15 protein-coding genes are annotated in these 17,265 nt (G+C 62.8%); 8 read left to right on the top strand and 7 right to left on the bottom strand.

Features of this window, described 5'->3' with window-relative positions:
* Nucleotides 1-867, top strand: a complete 867-nt coding sequence (locus BV82_RS22515; RefSeq protein ID WP_036996838.1) for an efflux RND transporter periplasmic adaptor subunit — start codon at nucleotides 1-3, stop codon at nucleotides 865-867.
* Between the two features lie 845 nt (nucleotides 868-1,712).
* Here the strand turns inward: BV82_RS22515 and BV82_RS22510 are convergent.
* Together BV82_RS22510 and BV82_RS22505 are read right to left on the bottom strand one after the other, a co-directional pair.
* A complete protein-coding gene (locus tag BV82_RS22510) occupies nucleotides 1,713-2,489 on the bottom strand; it encodes an enoyl-CoA hydratase (protein ID WP_010220681.1) in 777 nt (258 codons plus the stop codon).
* A 27-nt stretch (nucleotides 2,490-2,516) separates the two neighbouring features.
* Nucleotides 2,517-2,969, bottom strand: coding sequence for a universal stress protein (locus tag BV82_RS22505; protein ID WP_010220682.1), 453 nt, complete (start codon nucleotides 2,967-2,969; stop codon nucleotides 2,517-2,519).
* 171 nt (nucleotides 2,970-3,140) lie between these two features.
* Between BV82_RS22505 and BV82_RS22500 the strand changes: the two genes are divergently transcribed.
* From BV82_RS22500 to BV82_RS22480, 5 genes are all read left to right on the top strand, one after another.
* The gene (locus tag BV82_RS22500) at nucleotides 3,141-4,046 is read left to right on the top strand and encodes a LysR family transcriptional regulator (RefSeq protein ID WP_010220683.1); all 906 of its coding nucleotides are present in this window, start codon (nucleotides 3,141-3,143) and stop codon (nucleotides 4,044-4,046) included.
* Nucleotides 4,047-4,254: 208 nt separating this feature from the next.
* Nucleotides 4,255-5,814 (top strand): MFS transporter, encoded by a 1,560-nt coding sequence (locus BV82_RS22495; protein ID WP_010220684.1) that lies wholly within the window; start codon nucleotides 4,255-4,257, stop codon nucleotides 5,812-5,814.
* A gap of 26 nt (nucleotides 5,815-5,840) precedes the next feature.
* Entirely contained in the window at nucleotides 5,841-6,917 is a 1,077-nt protein-coding gene (locus tag BV82_RS22490; RefSeq protein ID WP_026001173.1) for an HlyD family secretion protein, read from the top strand.
* Nucleotides 6,914-8,380 carry an efflux transporter outer membrane subunit gene (locus tag BV82_RS22485; protein WP_036996834.1) on the top strand — a complete coding sequence of 489 codons (1,467 nt, stop codon included), beginning with the start codon at nucleotides 6,914-6,916 and terminating at the stop codon, nucleotides 8,378-8,380. The genes BV82_RS22490 and BV82_RS22485 overlap by 4 nt, the downstream gene beginning before the upstream one ends.
* 102 nt (nucleotides 8,381-8,482) lie before the next feature.
* Nucleotides 8,483-9,277, top strand: coding sequence for an SDR family NAD(P)-dependent oxidoreductase (locus BV82_RS22480; protein WP_010220688.1), 795 nt, complete (start codon nucleotides 8,483-8,485; stop codon nucleotides 9,275-9,277).
* 42 nt (nucleotides 9,278-9,319) lie between these two features.
* Here BV82_RS22480 and BV82_RS22475 read toward each other — a convergent pair whose 3' ends face one another.
* The 4 genes from BV82_RS22475 to BV82_RS22460 form a co-directional block, all read right to left on the bottom strand.
* Nucleotides 9,320-11,011: an alpha-keto acid decarboxylase family protein gene (locus tag BV82_RS22475; protein WP_036996833.1), complete on the bottom strand. Its 1,692-nt coding sequence runs from the start codon at nucleotides 11,009-11,011 to the stop codon at nucleotides 9,320-9,322.
* Between the two features lie 47 nt (nucleotides 11,012-11,058).
* The gene (gene paaK / locus BV82_RS22470; RefSeq protein WP_010220690.1) at nucleotides 11,059-12,372 is read right to left on the bottom strand and encodes a phenylacetate--CoA ligase PaaK; all 1,314 of its coding nucleotides are present in this window, start codon (nucleotides 12,370-12,372) and stop codon (nucleotides 11,059-11,061) included.
* 189 nt (nucleotides 12,373-12,561) lie between these two features.
* On the bottom strand, nucleotides 12,562-13,704 hold the full coding sequence (locus BV82_RS22465) for an acyl-CoA dehydrogenase family protein (RefSeq protein ID WP_010220691.1): 1,143 nt from the start codon (nucleotides 13,702-13,704) through the stop codon (nucleotides 12,562-12,564).
* 72 nt (nucleotides 13,705-13,776) lie between these two features.
* The gene (locus BV82_RS22460) at nucleotides 13,777-14,190 is read right to left on the bottom strand and encodes an acyl-CoA thioesterase (RefSeq protein WP_010220692.1); all 414 of its coding nucleotides are present in this window, start codon (nucleotides 14,188-14,190) and stop codon (nucleotides 13,777-13,779) included.
* A 496-nt stretch (nucleotides 14,191-14,686) separates the two neighbouring features.
* Between BV82_RS22460 and BV82_RS22455 the strand changes: the two genes are divergently transcribed.
* Both BV82_RS22455 and BV82_RS22450 read left to right on the top strand, forming a co-directional pair.
* Entirely contained in the window at nucleotides 14,687-15,427 is a 741-nt protein-coding gene (locus BV82_RS22455; RefSeq protein WP_010220694.1) for an SDR family NAD(P)-dependent oxidoreductase, read from the top strand.
* Nucleotides 15,428-15,468: 41 nt separating this feature from the next.
* Nucleotides 15,469-16,383 (top strand): HpcH/HpaI aldolase/citrate lyase family protein, encoded by a 915-nt coding sequence (locus BV82_RS22450; protein WP_010220695.1) that lies wholly within the window; start codon nucleotides 15,469-15,471, stop codon nucleotides 16,381-16,383.
* Here BV82_RS22450 and BV82_RS22445 read toward each other — a convergent pair.
* Nucleotides 16,363-17,055, bottom strand: coding sequence for a TetR/AcrR family transcriptional regulator (locus BV82_RS22445; protein WP_145959290.1), 693 nt, complete (start codon nucleotides 17,053-17,055; stop codon nucleotides 16,363-16,365). The two genes, BV82_RS22450 and BV82_RS22445, sit on opposite strands and share 21 nt — an antisense overlap.
* Between the last annotated feature and the right edge of the window lie 210 nt (nucleotides 17,056-17,265).

Below are 17,265 nucleotides of genomic sequence, written 5' to 3'. Positions count from 1 at the left end.
ATGAAAAAGTTTTTCAGCCTGATCGCCACCTTGCTCGTGCTGGCCGCTGCCGTGGTGATCGGTCGCCAGCTCTGGGTGCATTACATGAACACGCCCTGGACCCGCGACGGGCGCGTGCGTGCCGACATCATCAACGTCGCTGCCGACGTGCCGGGCTACGTGGTCGATGTGCCGGTGCGCGACAACCAGTTGGTGAAGAAGGGCGATGTGCTGCTGCAGATCGACCCCGAGCACTACGAAGTGGCGGTCCGCCAGGCCCAGGCGCTGGTCGCTTCGCGCAAGGCCACCTGGGAAATGCGCAAGGTCAACGCCCATCGCCGCGCCGACATGGACAACCTGGTGATCTCGCGGGAGAACCGTGACGATGCCAGCAACATCGCCAACTCGGCGCTGGCCGATTACCAGCAGGCCCAGGCGCAATTGGCGGCGGCCGAGCTGGACCTCAAGCGGACCAAGATCCTCGCCACGGTCGATGGCTATGTCACCAACCTCAACGTCCATCGCGGTGACTACGCGCGCACCGGCGAGCCGAAGATGGCGGTGGTCGACAAGGATTCGTTCTGGGTTTATGGCTTCTTCGAAGAGACCAAGCTGCCGCACGTGCGGGTGGGCGACCAGGCCGAGTTGCAGATGATGAGCGGCGAGCGGCTCAAAGGGCATGTAGAGAGTATCTCGCGCGGTATCTATGACCGCGACAACCCGGAAAGCCGCGAGCTGATCGCTGACGTCAATCCGACCTTCAACTGGGTGCGCCTGGCCCAGCGGGTGCCGGTGCGGATTCATATCGATGAAGTGCCCGAGGGCTTTTTGCTGGCGGCGGGTACCACCTGTACGGTGGTGGTCAAGCCCGGCAAGGCGCAGGGTTGAGTTGATCGCGGGGCAAGCCCGCTCCTACAGGATCTAGGGGTGGGCCAATTTTTTGGTTCTTTGTGACATTTCGGGGACTATGAGCCTTGGGGTGGGGGGGCGAGCTTATCCAATCGTTGTGGCGCTGCGGCTGGCCCCTTCCGCCTTTACGGCGTCCTACTTTTCTCTTGGGAAAAGTAGGCAAAACCGCTCGCTCCCGCATACGGCCCTACGCTGCGCTTCGGGTTCCTTCGCTTCGGTGCCTTCCAGGGGCATTGCGGCCTACGACTTGCTACGCCAAGTCTACGTCTCGCGACTTCGGCTTGGGCCGAAGGGTGCTACGCACCAGCCCCCTCCAGACACCTACGCTCAGCCTCCTGAAGTCGCGAAGTTACGGGCAGCGCCTGCACGGGCGTATCTGCGAAAGCAGATTATGGCGTAGCCAAACTGATCCCGAAGCGAGGACCGACCTGCTTCATCTTGATGCTGATCTTGATCTTGATCTTGATCTTGATCTTCATGCACGTAATTCCAGGCGCCGCCAAAAGCGACTTCAGGAGGCTGAGCGAAGGTGCCTGTAGGGGCAGTGCGCAGCACCTTCGGCGTTAGCCGAAGACGCGAGACGTAGACTTGGCGTAGCAAGTCGTAGGCCGCGATGCCCCGGAGGGCGCCGTAGCGAAGGGACCCGAAGCGCAGCGTAGGGCCGTATGCAGTAGCAAGCGGTTTTGCCTACTTTTCCCAAGAGAAAAGTAGGCCGCCGTAAGGGCGGAAGGGGCCGGCCGCGGCGCCACAGCGAATGGATAAGCTCGCAGCCAGAACAACCCAAGGATCCCTAGCCCTCCAGGATTCCGCGAAGAACCAATTTCTTAGCGATGCATGAACTGCGGCGCGCGTTTCTCGGCAAACGCCGCCATGCCTTCCTTCTGGTCCTCGATGGCGAAGGTGGAGTGGAACAAACGCCGCTCCTGGCGCACGCCTTCGCTCAGGGTGGTCTCAAAGGCGCGGTTGACCGCTTCCTTGGCCATCATGCTGACCGGGCCAGAGTAGCTGGCAATCCGCGCCGCAGCCTGCAGGGCTTCGTCGAGCAGGGCCTGATCGCTGACCCGGCGGCTGACCAGCCCGCAGCGCTCGGCTTCTTCAGCATCCATGGTGCGGCCGGTGAGGACCATGTCCATGGTCTTGGCCTTGCCGATCGAGCGGGCCAGGCGCTGGCTGCCACCGGCGCCGGGGATGGTGCCGATCTTGATTTCCGGCTGGCCGAAGCGGGCGCTGTCGGCAGCGATGATCATGTCGCACATCAGCGCCAGTTCGCAGCCACCACCCAGTGCGTAACCGGCCACTGCGGCGATGCTGGGCTTGCGAAAGCTCGCCAGGCGCTCCCAGTCCACGGTCACGAAATCGCTGGTGTAGACATCCATGTAGCTGCGATCACGCATCGCCTTGATGTCAGCGCCGGCGGCAAACACGGTGTCGCCACCGGTCAGTACCAGGGCGCGGACGCTACGGTCCTGCTCAAGGTGGTCAAGCACACCGGCCAGCTCCGCGGCCAGTTCGCAGCACAACGAGTTGAGCACCTCGGGACGGTTGAGGCGGATCAGGGCAACAGCGCCGATCTGTTCCAGTTGCAGGTAGTCGAGTTTCATCCGTGCGATCTCGGTAAAGGGGAAGGGTCAGACGTGGCGGGCATCGACCAGCACCGGGCAGCCGGCCTTGTCGATGACCTTGCTGCTGATCGAAGGGTCGAGCATGCGGTCCAGGCGCGACAGGTGGCGATGGCCCATGACGATCAGGTCGCTTTCCAGGCGCTTGGCCTCGGCGACGATGGTCGATACCGGGTCACCGTTGACCAGGTTGCCTTCGGTCTGGAAGCCGCGGGTGCGCAGGTAGTCCACGGCTTGCTGCATGGTCATGTCGGCCATTTGCTGTTCATGGCTGGCGGCCGGGTATTCACTTTGGTCGAAGGCGCTGATGCGTCTGTTCTCCTCGGCCAGGGCGTAGGCCACGTCGACCGCCAGCAGCACATGCAACTGATGGCGCGCGGGTTCGCAGAAGCGGCTGACGGTTTCGAGGATGCCGCGACTGCGCGCAGAGCCATCAATGGCGATCAGTACCGAGCTGTACATGGTGACGGGACCCATTCTGAATACAAAGAGCAGGCATTCTTGAAAAAGCGTGCGGCCGGGTAAATGGTGCGCGGTGCAATGACTAGTTGCGCAGAATGCAAGGGCTGGAAAACCTGCAGAAACTGGTAAGATTGCAGCGGATTCACTGAAATACATGAATGGATGCTTACCATGCACTTTCCGGATATGAACTTGCTGGTTGCGCTGGATGCGCTGCTCGATGAAGGCAGTGTGGTCGGTGCGGCTCGTCGCATGAACCTCAGCCCGGCGGCCATGAGCCGCACCCTGACGCGAATTCGCCATGCCGTCGGCGACCCGATTCTGGTCCGCGCCGGCCGCGGCCTGGTACCGACCCCCAAGGCCATGGCCCTGCGCACCCAGGTGCGCAGCGTGGTCGAACAGGCCGGGCAGGTGTTCAGCTCCAGTGACGAGGTTGACCTGCTGACCCTGGAGCGCTCGTTCAACCTGCGCGCCAACGATGTGTTTATCGCGCCGTTCGCGGCCCCCTTGCTGGAAACCATGCGCCAGCAGGCGCCGCGTACCGTGCTGCGTTTTGTCCCGGAAGGCGAGGGCGGTGACGAGGACGACAGCCTGCGCGATGGGCGCCTGGACCTGTACATCAGCGCCACGCGCAACCTCGGCCCGGAAATCAAGGTGCAAAGCCTGTTTGCCACCACCTTCGTGGGCCTGGCGCGGGTCGATCACCCGATCTTCAACGATGAGATCACCCCGGAGCGCTTCGCCGCCTTCGAACAGATCAGCGTCTCACGCCGCGGTCGCGCCACCGGGCCAATCGACTCAGCGCTGGCGGGGATGGGCCTGAGCCGGCGGGTGGCGTTGATTACCCCGAGTTTTCACTCGGCGATGTTCTCCCTGCCCGAGTCCGACCTGCTGCTGCCCCTGCCCCAACACGTGCTGCTCAGTGTTGCCCGTCTGGGCCTGCCGCTACGTTCGTTCCGCATCCCCATGGCGCTGGAATCGGTGACCATCATGCAGGCCTGGCACCCGCGCTATGACAACGATCCTGCCCATCGCTGGCTGCGCCAGACGCTCAAGGAGTGTTGCAGTAAAGCCTGAGTGTTAACGTCAAGATTGATGCTTTTGAGCGCTTATATATACCTGATCGTATAGTTGCGTCTCATGCAGCATAAAGCTGCGAATATGTCAGTTTTCGTCAGTAATCGGCCTCCATAGACTTGCCGGGTACCTCAATTACCCGGAGTTCTGAAGCCATGCGCCTGTACCTGTTTTACCGTGCCCCTGCGCCCGTTCCCGGGGGCAGGCCATGAGTTCGCTGGAGGCCCTGGCCACCCCGGGTGCGGCCGTCGTCGCCGCACCGGCACCTGCCCCGGCCAAGCCTGCGGCACCGGCGGCATTCGGCCCGCGCATCGTCATCGGCCTGCTCGGTGTGCTGCTGGCGGTACTCTGCGCCGGCCTCAACGAGATGGTCACGAAAATGGCCCTGGCCGATATTCGTGGTGGCATGCACATCGGGTCTGACGAAGGTTCATGGCTGGTCGCCTTGTACTCGGCGACCTCGGTCTCGGCCATGGCTTTCGCGCCCTGGTGCTCGGTGACCTTCTCCCTGCGGCGTTTCACCCTCTGCGCGATTGGCGCCTTCGCCCTGCTCGGTTTGCTCTGCCCGTTCGCGCCCAACCAGGAAACCCTGATGCTGCTGCGCACCCTGCAGGGCTTTGCAGGTGGGGCCTTGCCGCCGATGCTGATGAGCGTGGCGCTGCGTTTCCTGCCCCCTGGCATCAAACTCTATGGCCTGGCCGGCTACGCCTTGACGGCCACCTTCGGGCCGAGCCTGGGGCTGCCGCTGGCGGGCTTGTGGACCGAGTACGTCGGTTGGCAGTGGGCGTTCTGGCAGATCATCCTGCCGTCGTTGCTGGCCATGGCTTGCGTGGCCTGGGGGTTGCCGCAAGACCCGCTGCGCCTGGAGCGCTTCAAGCAGTTTGACTGGCGCGGTTTACTGCTGGGCCTGCCGGCCATTTGCTCGATTGTCATCGGCCTGAGCCAGGGCGATCGCATGGGCTGGTTCAACTCGCCGTTGATCTGCTGGTTGCTGGGCGGCGGCCTGGCACTGCTGGTGCTGTTCATGATCAACGAATGGTCGCACCCGCTGCCGTTCTTCAAATTGCAGATGCTCAGCAACCGCAACCTCACCCATGCCCTGGTCACCCTCGGCGGGGTGCTGGTAGTGCTTTCGGCGGTGATCATCATTCCGTCCAGCTTCCTCGCCCAGATCCAGGGCTACCGGCCGGTGCAGACGGGCCCGGTGATGTTGCTGGTGGCGTTGCCGCAGTTGCTGGCCCTGCCGCTGACCGCAGCGCTGTGCAACATCCGCGCGGTGGACTGCCGCTGGGTTCTGGCCATTGGCCTGGGCATGCTGGCGGTGTCGTGCTTTGGCGGCACGATGATTACCTCGCAGTGGATTCGCGACAACTTCTACGTGCTGCAACTGTTCCAGATCTTCGGTCAGCCGATGGCGGTGATCCCGCTGCTGATGCTCGCCACTGGCGGCATGACCCCGCAAGACGGCCCGTTCGCTTCGGCCTGGTTCAACACCGTCAAGGGCCTGGCCTCGGTGGTCGCCGCCGGGGTGCTGGAGGCGCTGACCACGGTACGCCGGCATTTTCACTCGAACATGCTGGTGGACAACCTGGGCAATTCACCCCTGGCCGATGCCAGTGCACCGGGCCTGGCCAAGCGTATCCATGAACAGGCCGTGGTGCTGACCTCGGCCGACCTCTACCTGTGCATGGCGCTGCTGGCGCTGGCGTTGATCCTGCTGATTCCTTTTGTGCCCACCCGGATCTATCCACCCCGTGCGGTGGCATAGCGTTCCTGCTGAGAGAGATAGTCGTAATGACCCTAAGTAAAAACCATAAATTGGCCTTGATTGCAGCGGCGGTGCTCATCGTCGGCGGCATAGCCTTTACTGCCTTGCCCTCGATCTTCGGTTCGGGCGGCGTGCAATCGACCAACGATGCCTATGTCTCGGCCGACTACACCGTGGTCGCGCCGAAAGTCTCGGGTTTTATCACCCGGGTGCTGGTCGAGGATAACCAGCGGGTCAAGGCCGGGCAGACCCTGGCACTGATCGATGACCGCGATTTTCAGGCGGCCCTGGCGGCGGCCGAAGCGCAGTTGCTGATGTCCAAGGCCCAGGCGCAGAACGCCAGGGCGACCCTGGAACGTCAGGCATCGCTGATTTCCCAGGCGCAGGCAACGGTGGCAGCCGACGAAGCGGAACTTGCCTTCGCCAACCATGAACTGACCCGCCACAGCCGCCTGGCCGAGCAGGGCGCGGGCACCGTGCAGAACGCCCAGCAGGCGCGCAGCCGGGTCGACCAGGCGCGCGCGCGCCTGGCCAACTCCAGCGCGGCGCTGGCGGCGGCGCGCAAGCAGATCGATATCCTCACCGCCCAGGTCGATGCTGCCCAGGGTGGCCTCAAGCATGCCGAGGCGGCGCTGGAGCGCGCCCGCCTGGACCTGTCCTACACCACGATCGTCGCGCCCATCGACGGCATGGTCGGCGAGCGTGCGGTGCGCGTGGGGGCTTACGTCAACCCGGGGGCGCGGATGCTCTCGGTGGTGCCGCTGGAGCGTGCCTATGTGATCGGCAACTTCCAGGAAACCCAATTGACCCACGTGCTGCCTGGGCAAATCGTCGAGGTGAGCGTTGATACCTTTGCCGGTGAACGCCTGCGCGGTCGCGTGCAAAGTGTCGCCCCGGCCACCGGCCTGACCTTCGCGGCGGTCAAGCCGGACAACGCCACCGGTAACTTCACCAAGGTGGTGCAGCGTATTCCGGTGAAGATCGTCTTCGATGCCGACCAGCCGTTGCTGGAGCGTTTGCGGGTCGGCATGTCGGTCGTGGCCAGGATCGACACCCAGAGCAAGGCCAAGGCCGAGGCGGGTAACGAGGTCAGTGTTCGATGAGACTTGCATACACGGCTTCGCCCCTCGTGCTTGGCGCTACGCTGACCTTGAGCGCCTGCACCGTCGGCCCGGACTTCGAGGCGCCGAAAAGCACCGCGCCCTCGGCATGGCCTGCGCTGCAGGAAAAACCGGCCCCCAGCCAGCCGCAGAGCGCGCCCCTGGAGGCGCGCTGGTGGGAAACCTTCGACGACCGCCAGCTGTCGGCGTTGATCCAGCGCGCGGTGGAGCGCAACCTCGATCTGCAGATTGCCACCTCGCGGCTGATGCAAAGCCGTGCGGTGCGCATGAGCATCGCGTCCGACAAGTACCCGGCGGTGGACCTCGATGGCGGCTACAGCCGCACTCGCAACAGTGCCGAAGGCCTCGCTGACCCGTCCGGCAAGGGCGGCAAGTCAGCCTTCAACCTCTGGCAGGGGGATTTCACCGCGTCCTGGGAACTGGACCTGTGGGGCCGCGTGCGCCGTGAGGTGGAGGCCGCGGACGCCAGCGTCGAAGTGGCCGAAAACGATCGCCAGGGTGTGCTCTTGTCGTTGCTGGCCGAAACCGCCCGTGACTACATCCAGTTGCGCGCAGTGCAGAACACCCTGGCGGTGGTACGCGAGAACCTGGATGTCTCCCGGCATAGCCTGCGCCTGTCGCAGATGCGTTTGAACGATGGCGTGGCGACCAACCTCGATGTCGCCCAGGCCGCCGCCCAGGTGGCCTCGATCGAGGCGCGGCTACCGACTCTGGAAGAGCGTCAGGCGCAACTGATCAACGCCCTGAGCCTGCTGGTTGCCGAGCCGCCGCGCAGCCTGCAGAACGAACTGCTCACGCCGGTCGAGTTACCGCGCACGGTACAACGCTTTGCCATGGGCGTGCCGTCTGAACTGGCCGAGCGCCGCCCGGACATCCGTCAGGCCCAGGCGCAGTTGCACGCCGCCACGGCCAGCATCGGCGTGGCCAAGGCCAACTTCTACCCGAGCATTCGCTTGTCCGGCAGCGCCGGCTTTCAGTCGCTGCAGCTCTCGGACTTCGGTAACTGGAGTTCCCGCCGCTTTGCGATCGGCCCGCAATTGAGCTTGCCGATTTTTGAAGGCGGGCGCCTCAAGGGCGTGCTCAAGCTGCGCGAGGCGCAACAGCAGGAAGCGGCGTTGCAGTACCAGCAGGTGGTGTTGCGTGCCTGGCACGAGATCGATGATGTGCTTCGCTTGTACAACGCCAGTCAATTGCGTCGCGACTTGCTCGATGAAGCGGTGCGCCAGAGCCGGGTGGCCCTGGAAACCGCGCAGCGCCAGTACGTGGAGGGCGCGGTGGACTTTCTCAACGTCTTGACCGTGCAGGGCACGCTGCTGGCCAACCAGGAGCAGTGGGTAGAAAGCAGTGCCGCGACCTCGCTGGCGATGGTCGGGTTGTACAAATCCCTGGGCGGTGGCTGGCAATCTTTTGCGCCTTCGCTCCAGGCCGCTGCCGAACTCGACTGATGGCAGCGGTCAAACAGCCATGAAGCCGTGGCCAACAGCCTTCAACGCTGTTGGCGGCGTGCTGTTTGTGGGCTCTCATTTCATCCATATAAGGACGCAGGTATGAATATTTCCTTGCACGGCAAACGTGCGATCGTCAGCGGCTCCACGGCCGGTATCGGCTTTGCCATTGCCTTCGGGCTGGCAGAGGCAGGCGCTGAAGTAGTGATCAACGGGCGCAGCAAGGCACGGGTGACCCGCGCCATCGAACAGATCCAGCGCAAGCTGCCGGGCGCGCGGGTAACCGGCGTGACGGCTGACCTGGGGACTGCCGAAGGGGCCGAGACGTTGTTTGCCAAAGTACCGGATACCGACATTCTGGTGAACAACCTGGGGATCTTCGAACCCAAGGGCTTCTTTGACATCACTGACGACGACTGGCGGCGCTTCTTTGAAGTCAACGTGATGAGCGCAGTGCGCCTGTCGCGTCACTACGCCCCGGCCATGGCCGAGCGTGAGTGGGGGCGGGTGTTGTTCCTGTCGAGCGAATCGGCGTTGCAGATCCCGACCGAGATGGTTCACTACGGCACCACCAAGACGGCCTTGCTGGCGATATCCCGCGGCCTGGCGGAAACCCTGGCCGGGACCGGCGTAACCGTCAACGCGGTACTGCCGGGGCCGACTCGCTCCGAAGGCGTCGGTGGTTTCTTCAGCCAGATGGCCGAAGAGCAGGGTGTGCCCGCCGAGGAGCTGGAAGCCAGCTTCATCGCCGAGCATCGTTCCAGTTCGATCATCAAACGCTTGGCGACGGTCGAGGAGGTTGCCAGCCTGGTGGTCTACCTGGCGTCGCGTCAGGCCAGCGCCACGACGGGTGCGGCAATGCGTGTGGATGGCGGGGTGGTACGCTCGATTGCCTGATCACCTGCGGCCTGGGCGACGGTGGTCGCCCAGGCCCGGGTTTCAGCTGGCGATTGCTGGCTGGCTGAGCGGTTGCAGGCCGTAGTCGAACTCGGCAAACAGACGGGCAAAGCGCTTGAGCGACTCCGGTGCGTCCATGCGTTCCATCACCACTTCAATGAACACCAGGGTGTCAGCGCCTTCGGCCTCGACCAGCGCGGCCTCCAGCTGGTCTTCGGTGTGCACGGTGAAATGCCGTGAGCGATCGCGGGTATCGAGCACCTGCGGCAGTTGCGCATAGCGCCACGGGTTGATGTCGTTGTAGCTGGAATTCTCGCCGAGGATCAGCCGCTCGATGGTGTAGCCATCGTTGTTGATCAGGAAGATCACCGGCTTGAGTTGGTGGGCGAGGATGGTCGACAGCTCCTGCACGGTCATCTGCAACGAACCGTCGCCAATGAACAGCATTTGCCGCCGCTCGGGCTGTGCCAGCAGGCTGCCGAGCAGGGCCGGCAGGGTGTAGCCGATCGAGCCCCAGATCGGCTGGGTGATGTAGGTCACGCCGCTGGGCATGCGCAGGCCATTGAGCCCCGCCGATGACGTGCCGCTTTCGGCAATGATCAGTTCGTCACCCTTGATCAGGTGGGCCATGCGCTGCCAGAAGCGCAACTGGCTGAGCGGTTGCTCGGGCAAGGCGTGCACCGCTGGCGGGGCGCTGAACGGTGGAATCTGCCGCGGCGTGGCCCGTAGCGTTGGTGGTTGCTGAACGAGCTTTTCCAGCACCTGGCGCATGCTTACCGCGTTGTAGTGCACTTTGCCCAGCGAGGCGGCGTAAGGCTGCAACTGGATCAGGGCGCCATCCTTGAACTTCTGCGAGAACAACGCGGTGCTGGTGTCGGTGAAGCGGGCGCCGATACTGATCACGCAGTCCGCCTGCTCGATGGCTTCACGCACGCTTGGCGCCGAGCCCGCACCGGCATAGGTACCGAGAAACAGCGGGTGCGATTCCGGCAGCATGGCCTTGGCTGGCGGCAGGTTGGCAAAGGGCAGCTCAAGGCGCTCGATCAGATCGAGTACCTGCGCGGTCAGACCAAAACGTTCGACGTCGATGTCCACCAGCAACACCGGGTTGCTGGCACTGGCCAGACGCTGGTGCAGTTGCGTGACCACGTTGAGCAACTGGCCCGGCTCGCTGCGGGTTTCGCTCAACTGCAGCGGCGTTTGGGGCACTTCGATGTGCAGGCAGGCCAGATCCGACGGCAGTTGCAGGTAGACCGGCCGGCGCTCGCGGAAACAGGTCTGCAGCACCCGGTCGATTTCCTGGGCGGCGTTTTCCACGGTGATGCGTGCCTGGGCCACGGTGAACTGGCGCAGGGTGACCATGATGTTGTCGTAGTTGCCGTCGCACAGGGTGTGGTGCATCAGGGCGCGGTCGATAATCGCGTGCAAGGGCGGCATGCCGGAAATCATGATGACCGGGACCCGCTCGGCATAGGCGCCGGCAATGCCGTTGAGGGCGCTCAGGTCGCCCACCCCGTAGGTCGTCAGTACCGCGCCAAAGCCCTGGGTGCGGGCGTAGCCGTCGGCGGCATAGGCAGCGTTGAGTTCGTTGCAGTTACCGATGAAGCGCAGTTGCGGCAGGGCTTCGACCTGTTCGAGCAGGGTCAGGTTGTAGTCGCCGGGCACGCCGAACAGATGGCGGATGCCGAATTCCTGCAGGCGACGCAGGAGAAAATCGCCAATGGTCATATCCATGATGGGGTCAACCTCGTGAGTCCTTTGAGGGGGCGGGCAGCAGGCTTTTAGCGTTTGCCGCGCAGATCGATGACTTTTCCGGCCTTGCCTTCAGAGCGCTTGAGGGTGTTGCACGGCTGCAGGACGATGCGCGTGCTGATGCCCACATGCACCTTGATCTGGTGGCTGAGGTGCTGGCAGGCGGCAAGCTGTTCCTCGGTGCTCAGGCGGCTGTGCTCAGGGCGCATTTCGACCTGGACGGTCAGCGAGTCGAGGTTGCCCTCGCGGCTGACGTGCAGCTCATGCACGGGGCTGAAGATGAACAGGTTCAGCAGCTGTTCCTCGATCTGGCTGGGGAACACGTTGACCCCGCGAATGATCAGCATGTCGTCGCTGCGGCCGGTGATCTTGTCCAGGCGGCGCATGGCCCGGCCATTCCCTGGCAGCAGGCGGGTGAGGTCACGGGTGCGGTAGCGCACCATCGGCAGCGCTTCCTTGCTCAGGGTGGTCAGTACCAGCTCGCCGAACTGGCCGTCGGGCAGCACTTCGCCGGTTTGCGGGTCGATGATTTCCGGGTAGAAATGGTCTTCCCAGAGGGTCGGCCCATCCTTGGTGTCCAGGTGTTCCATGGCCACGCCCGGGCCCATGACTTCCGACAGGCCATAGATGTCCAGGGCCTGGATTCCCAGGCGTTGCTCCAGCTCGGTGCGCATTTGCTGGCCCCAGGGCTCGGCACCGAAGATCCCGACCCGCAGCGACAGCTCATGAGGGTTGATGCCCTGGCGCTCGATTTCCTCGGCGATGTTGAGCATGTAGGAGGGGGTGACCATGATGATGTCTGGCTGGAAGTCCTTGAGCAGTTGCACCTGGCGTGCGGTCTGGCCGCCTGACATCGGGATCACCGTGCAGCCGAGTTTCTCGGCGCCGTAGTGGGCCCCCAGGCCCCCGGTAAACAGGCCGTAGCCATAGGCGATGTGGATTCGGTCGCCGCGCTTGCCGCCAGCGGCACGGATCGAACGGGCCACCAACGAGGACCAGACGTCGATGTCGTTGCGGGTGTAGCCGACCACGGTCGGTTTGCCGGTGGTGCCGCTGGAGGCATGCAGGCGTGACACCTGGTCCATGGGCACGGCGAACAGGCCGAAGGGGTAATGCTCGCGCAGTTCGGCCTTGCTGGTCAGCGGGAAGCGGGACAGGTCTTCCAGGCTCTCCAGGTCATAGGGGTGCACGTCCCGGGCATGGAACTGCTCGCGGTACCAGGGCACGTTGTTGTAAGCGTGCGCCAGGCTCTGACGCAGGCGCAGCAACTGATGCGCGCGCAGTTCATCGAGGCTGGCATGTTCGAAGCGGTCGTCGACGGGCTGGGCAAAGGCAGCAGGCATCTGGGCGACGGGGGTTCTGTGCAGGGGTATCGATTTGGTTGGCATCCGATCTGCTCTCTTCATGGATGGACGGAATAAAAGGCAGGCAGAATCCCGCCGCCGTGCCACGCCTGGCAGGACCGTACGGGCCTGGCCGGCGTGGTGGCAGGGGTTGCGAAAAAAGGCTTGCGGGCTGCTGGCTCGACCGCTTCAGGCGGCCTGTGTCAGGCGTAGCAGCTGGTTGAAGATGTTTTTCTGGTGCATTTCTTCGGTGCCGCCGACGCTGGCGAACCCCAACGCATCCTTGACCAGGTTGGCGATGTCGCCTTCGTGGTAACCCAGGCTGCCATACAGCTTGAGCAGGCTGATGGCGCTGTTGATGAAGTCCTGGGCCGCGCCGAGCTTGGCGATCGAGCAGCTCATCAACGCCTGTGGATGGTCGTTGAGCAGCTGATCCAGCGCGGCATAAACCATCCAGCGGTTGCGCTCCATGCCCATGGCCAGGTCCACCAGGCGCTTCTGCACATACTGGTGGTTGTCGATAGCGCTGTTGAAGCTTTCGCGCTGCGCCGCGTACTGCATGGCCTCGGTCAGGAACGGAGTCGGCAGGTTGGCGGCCACCAGGCCGTAGTACAGGCGCCCCAGGGAAATGATCTTGATCAGCTGCTGCAGCCCGCGACCAGGCTGACCGAGCACCTGGGACGCCGGGATGGCCAGGTTGTCGAAATACAGCGGGCCGGTGGGCAGGTGCTTGTTGCCCAGCTTGTCGTCAGGCTCGCCGCGGGTCAGGCCCGGGGTGTCCTTGTCGATCATGACCAGGGCAATGTTGGCTTTGGCGTCAGTGTCCAGCTTGGTCACGATCAGCATGAAATCGGCCACTGGTGCGTGGGCGATATTGAACTTGCTGCCGTTCAGGCGATATCCGTCGGCGACCGGCGTCAGCAGACTGTGGATGCTGCGCACATCGGTACCGGTACCGGGTTCGGCAATGCCGGTGGCACTCAGTGCACCGTTGAGGATCGCGGTCAGGTAGCGGTCTTTCTGCTCGTCGCTGCCGTACAGCATCAGCGCGCGAACCATGCCGGCCTGAGCGATCACCGAGAGCAACAGCTCCGGCGTGCGGATCGAAGAGGCCAGGCCTTCGAGGGCGGCGGTAAAGCCCCACCAGTCCTCGCCCAGGCCGCCATGGCTGGCCGGAATCACCAATTGCCACAGGCCGGCGTCGCACAGGCGTTGCCAACCGTAATGATCGAAACCGGGCGCTGCGGTTTTGCGGGCGGTGGCCAGCTCGGCACCGATTTCCCGATATTTCACCAGCAACTCATGTTGCTGCGGAGTCCAGGAGAGTTTCATTGCTAGGTTACCTTTGCAGTCTGTTCGCCGGCCGCAAGGCGCCCGGCGAAACCGTCATCCTTGAGCAGCTGCTCAGCCTTCCTGGAACGCCAGGACCTGATCCTTGAATGCTTGCGGTACAGGGATGGTGGACTGTTTGTCGTAGTCGAACATGACGTGGTAGGACTTGGCCTTGGCGACCACTTCCTTGCTGTCGTCCTGACGGCGCATGGTGTGCTCGATTTCAAAGCTCTTGGTGCCGAACTTCACGACTTCGCTGGTGACCACCAGGGTTTCGCCATACATGGCTTGCTTGATGTAGTCGCACTCACTGCGAACCATGATGTGCGGCAGCTTTTCGCTCTTTGGCAGTTTCAGCAGATCGTGCATGTAGCAGAGGTAGGCGTGCTGCATGTAGTCATAATAAATCGGGCTGCTGACATGACCCATCGAGTCGGTGTCGCGGTATTTGATTTCAATGACGGTGTCAAAACCCTTGTTGCTCATCGTGAACGTCCTTTTATTGATTTGTGGGGCTGAAGATTGCAAGAAAGTTGAAACATCGTTGAGCGGGTAGTTGTCACTTTTAACAACGTTTCAATTTGTTTCTTATCCTAGGCAAGTTGCCGTGCTATGGCTACTCGCATTCAAATAACCGAGTGCGGCGCTGCGTGATTGCTCAGGTTGAGCTCAGGAAATACGCGGGCTTGCTGGGTTTTAAATGGACGTTATGGTTCGTTATGAGACGCTGCGTCGATTTGTCGCGATGAAAATAAAATGGATTTGCAAGTTGCTCGCATTTCGTCGGCGATAACGAGTCTGGGTATCGGATATTTAACAATTTTGTTAAATGCGAGTTAAACCTGGCAGCGGCTCGGCTTTGCCCCGTTATTATCGGGGGCCGGTAAGCGAGTAGTTGTTGTCTCAACATTCTTTTAGCATGTCGGACAGGCGTGGACTGGTAATGAAAGGTTCACGGTTTGCCTCAAGGAGTGCAGTTGATATGTTGGAACAAACCAAGGTTGCCGTGGTGACCGGCGCGGCCAGCGGGATCGGCGCGGCAACTGCCCGGCAACTGGCTGACGAGGGCTATCGGGTCGCGTGTCTGGACCTCGATGAGCGCGGGTTGGCGGCGACGTTGGCGGCGCTTGGCCCGCAGCATCGCAGCTTCACCCTGGACTTGTGTGACGAGCAGGCAGTGGCGGCAACGTTTACCGAGATTGAACACTGGCAGGGGCGGGTGGACGTACTGGCCACCTGCGCCGGTGTCGTTGATACCGCGCCTTTCGAGCAGTTGAGCGTTGCGCGCTTGCGTCAGTTGCTGGATATCAACCTGATCGCGACCTTCAGTGTGGTGCAGCAGTCGGTTCGCCTCATGGCGCGTGGCGGACGCATTTGCACGGTGGCCAGTGTCGCCGGCATTCGCGGTGGCGGGTTGGCCGGCACACTGGGGTATGCCACCAGCAAGGGCGCGGTCATCACCCTCAGCAAAGGCCTGGCGCGTGAGCTCGGGCCGCGCGGCATCAACGTCAACTGCGTCGCCCCGGCAGTGATCCGCACGCCGATGCTCGACGACACCACCCGTGATGCCGGCAAGCTTGAACAACTGCATGGCATGACGGCCCTGCGCCGCGAAGGCAGCGCCGAGGAAGCGGCCGAAGTGATCTGCTGGTTGCTGTCGGGCAAGGCTTCTTTCGTCAGTGGCACCACCATCGCCGTCGATGGCGGCCTGGCGATGCTCTAGTTGTTTAGTTGTTTTCCATTCTCTTAGTACAGGACGTCATCATGGCTGTTTCCAAGGATAATCCGCTGGCGCTTTGCCGCACCTTCTTCTTCATCCCGGGGGCCGATCAAGCGGCACTGCTCGATGCGCTCAATGGCGGCGGCGATGTGCTGGTCCAGGAGCTGGAGGATTTCACCCCGCCATCCCGCCGCGCCGAAGCGCGGGCCTTGTCGGTGAGCATCATGCAGCACTGGCGCGAATGCGGGCGGATCAGCTCGGTGCGCATCAACCCGTTCGAAACCTGTGGCTACGAAGACCTTGAAGCGGTCATGGCCGCGCGTCCGCAAGTGGTCATGATGTCCAAGGTCGAGGCCTGCGAGCAGATGATCGAGCTGGACAAGCAGATCACTCGCCTGGAAGCGCAGTATGCGATCGAAGCCGGATCGACCTTGATCGTGCCGAATATCGAAACTGCCCTGGGCGTGGTCCGGGCCATCGAGATCGCCCACTCCAGCCCGCGGATCAAGGCAATGCTGGTCGCCACCGAAGACATGGTTGCCGACCTGGGGGCCGGGCGCAGTCGTGCCGGTACCGAACTCTACTATCCGCGTTCGCGGTTTTTGCTCGAATGTGCGGCCGCAGGGGTGCTGGCCATCGACTCGCCTTACACCTTTGCCGATGACGCCGGTGCCGAGGCAGACATGCAATTTGCCCGATCAATCGGGTACCAGGCCAAAGGCGTGGTCAATCCGGCCCATGTGGCCGTTGCCAACCGCTACCTGACGCCGACGGCGGCAGAGGCCGACCTGGCACGGCGGCAGATCGAGGCGTTCGAACAAGCGGCCAGTACCGGCAGTGTGCGCGCCGAAGTCGATGGCCTGGTGGTGGAAGTGCCTAGTTACCTGCAATCACGGCGTTTGCTGGAACGCTACCAGCAATTGCAGCGGGTACAGGCTTCACGCGGCGGGAATGCGTGAATGGGCCAGGGCACTGTTGCTGCTGTCGAGCAGGTACGGGCGCCGGGTGAAGGCCGGGTTGGGGCTTGAGCACAGCAGCCCGGTCACCGAGCAACTGATGGCCTGCTCGATTTCCACCTGGCTGATCTGTGGCGCATCAAGGATGTAGGCCTTGACCATCGAGGTGATCATCTGCGCCGTCAGCCAGGCGGCCGACTGCAGGTTGGAGTGGGCCAACTGGTGGCTCCAGCGTTGCAGCAGGCACTCGATCGACTGGGAGATGCGCGCTTTGTACTGATGCTCGCTGGATTCGTTGCTGAGGAAGGCGAAATCCTTGTCGAGCAGACGATGCAGCTCCGGTTCCTGCAGGTGCAACTGCAGCAGGGCGCGCACCAGCAGCTTGATGTGCGCCTGCAGGTCGGCCACTTCGTACTGGCCGGCGACATCGAGGATTACCCGGTTCACCGACTGCGCGTGGCGTTCGTAGAGGGCGGCAATCAGCGCGTCCTTGTTCGGGAAGTACTGGTACACCGAGCCGACACTAACCCCGGCGCGCTGCGCCACCAGGTTGGTGTTGGTACCGGCGTAACCGTGCTTGACCACGACGGTGGCGGTAGTCTTGAGGATGGTCTCGACCATCATCCTCGAGCGGGCTTGTGTGGGTATCTTGCGCGGAAGTTGAGCTTGTTTCACGAATGACTCCAGAATTTACCTGATCGCATTTGTGAGAAAGACTGCCAGCCAGACCACGGGGCTCCGATCCTGGAGGTTTTTCCCTGAATGTCTTTGAACCGGCAGTGTTCTCTGCCCGCAAATGGGGCATGCAGGCCCTAACTCAAGGGCGTGCAAGGACACAGAGGGCTGGCCAGCCGTTCAAATACGGTAGGGATTCTTCGCCTTGGC

This window comes from Pseudomonas donghuensis, from assembly GCF_000696345.2.
GTDB classification, from domain to species: Bacteria; Pseudomonadota; Gammaproteobacteria; order Pseudomonadales; family Pseudomonadaceae; genus Aquipseudomonas; species Aquipseudomonas donghuensis.
This window is presented reverse-complemented; position numbering and strand designations above follow the sequence as displayed.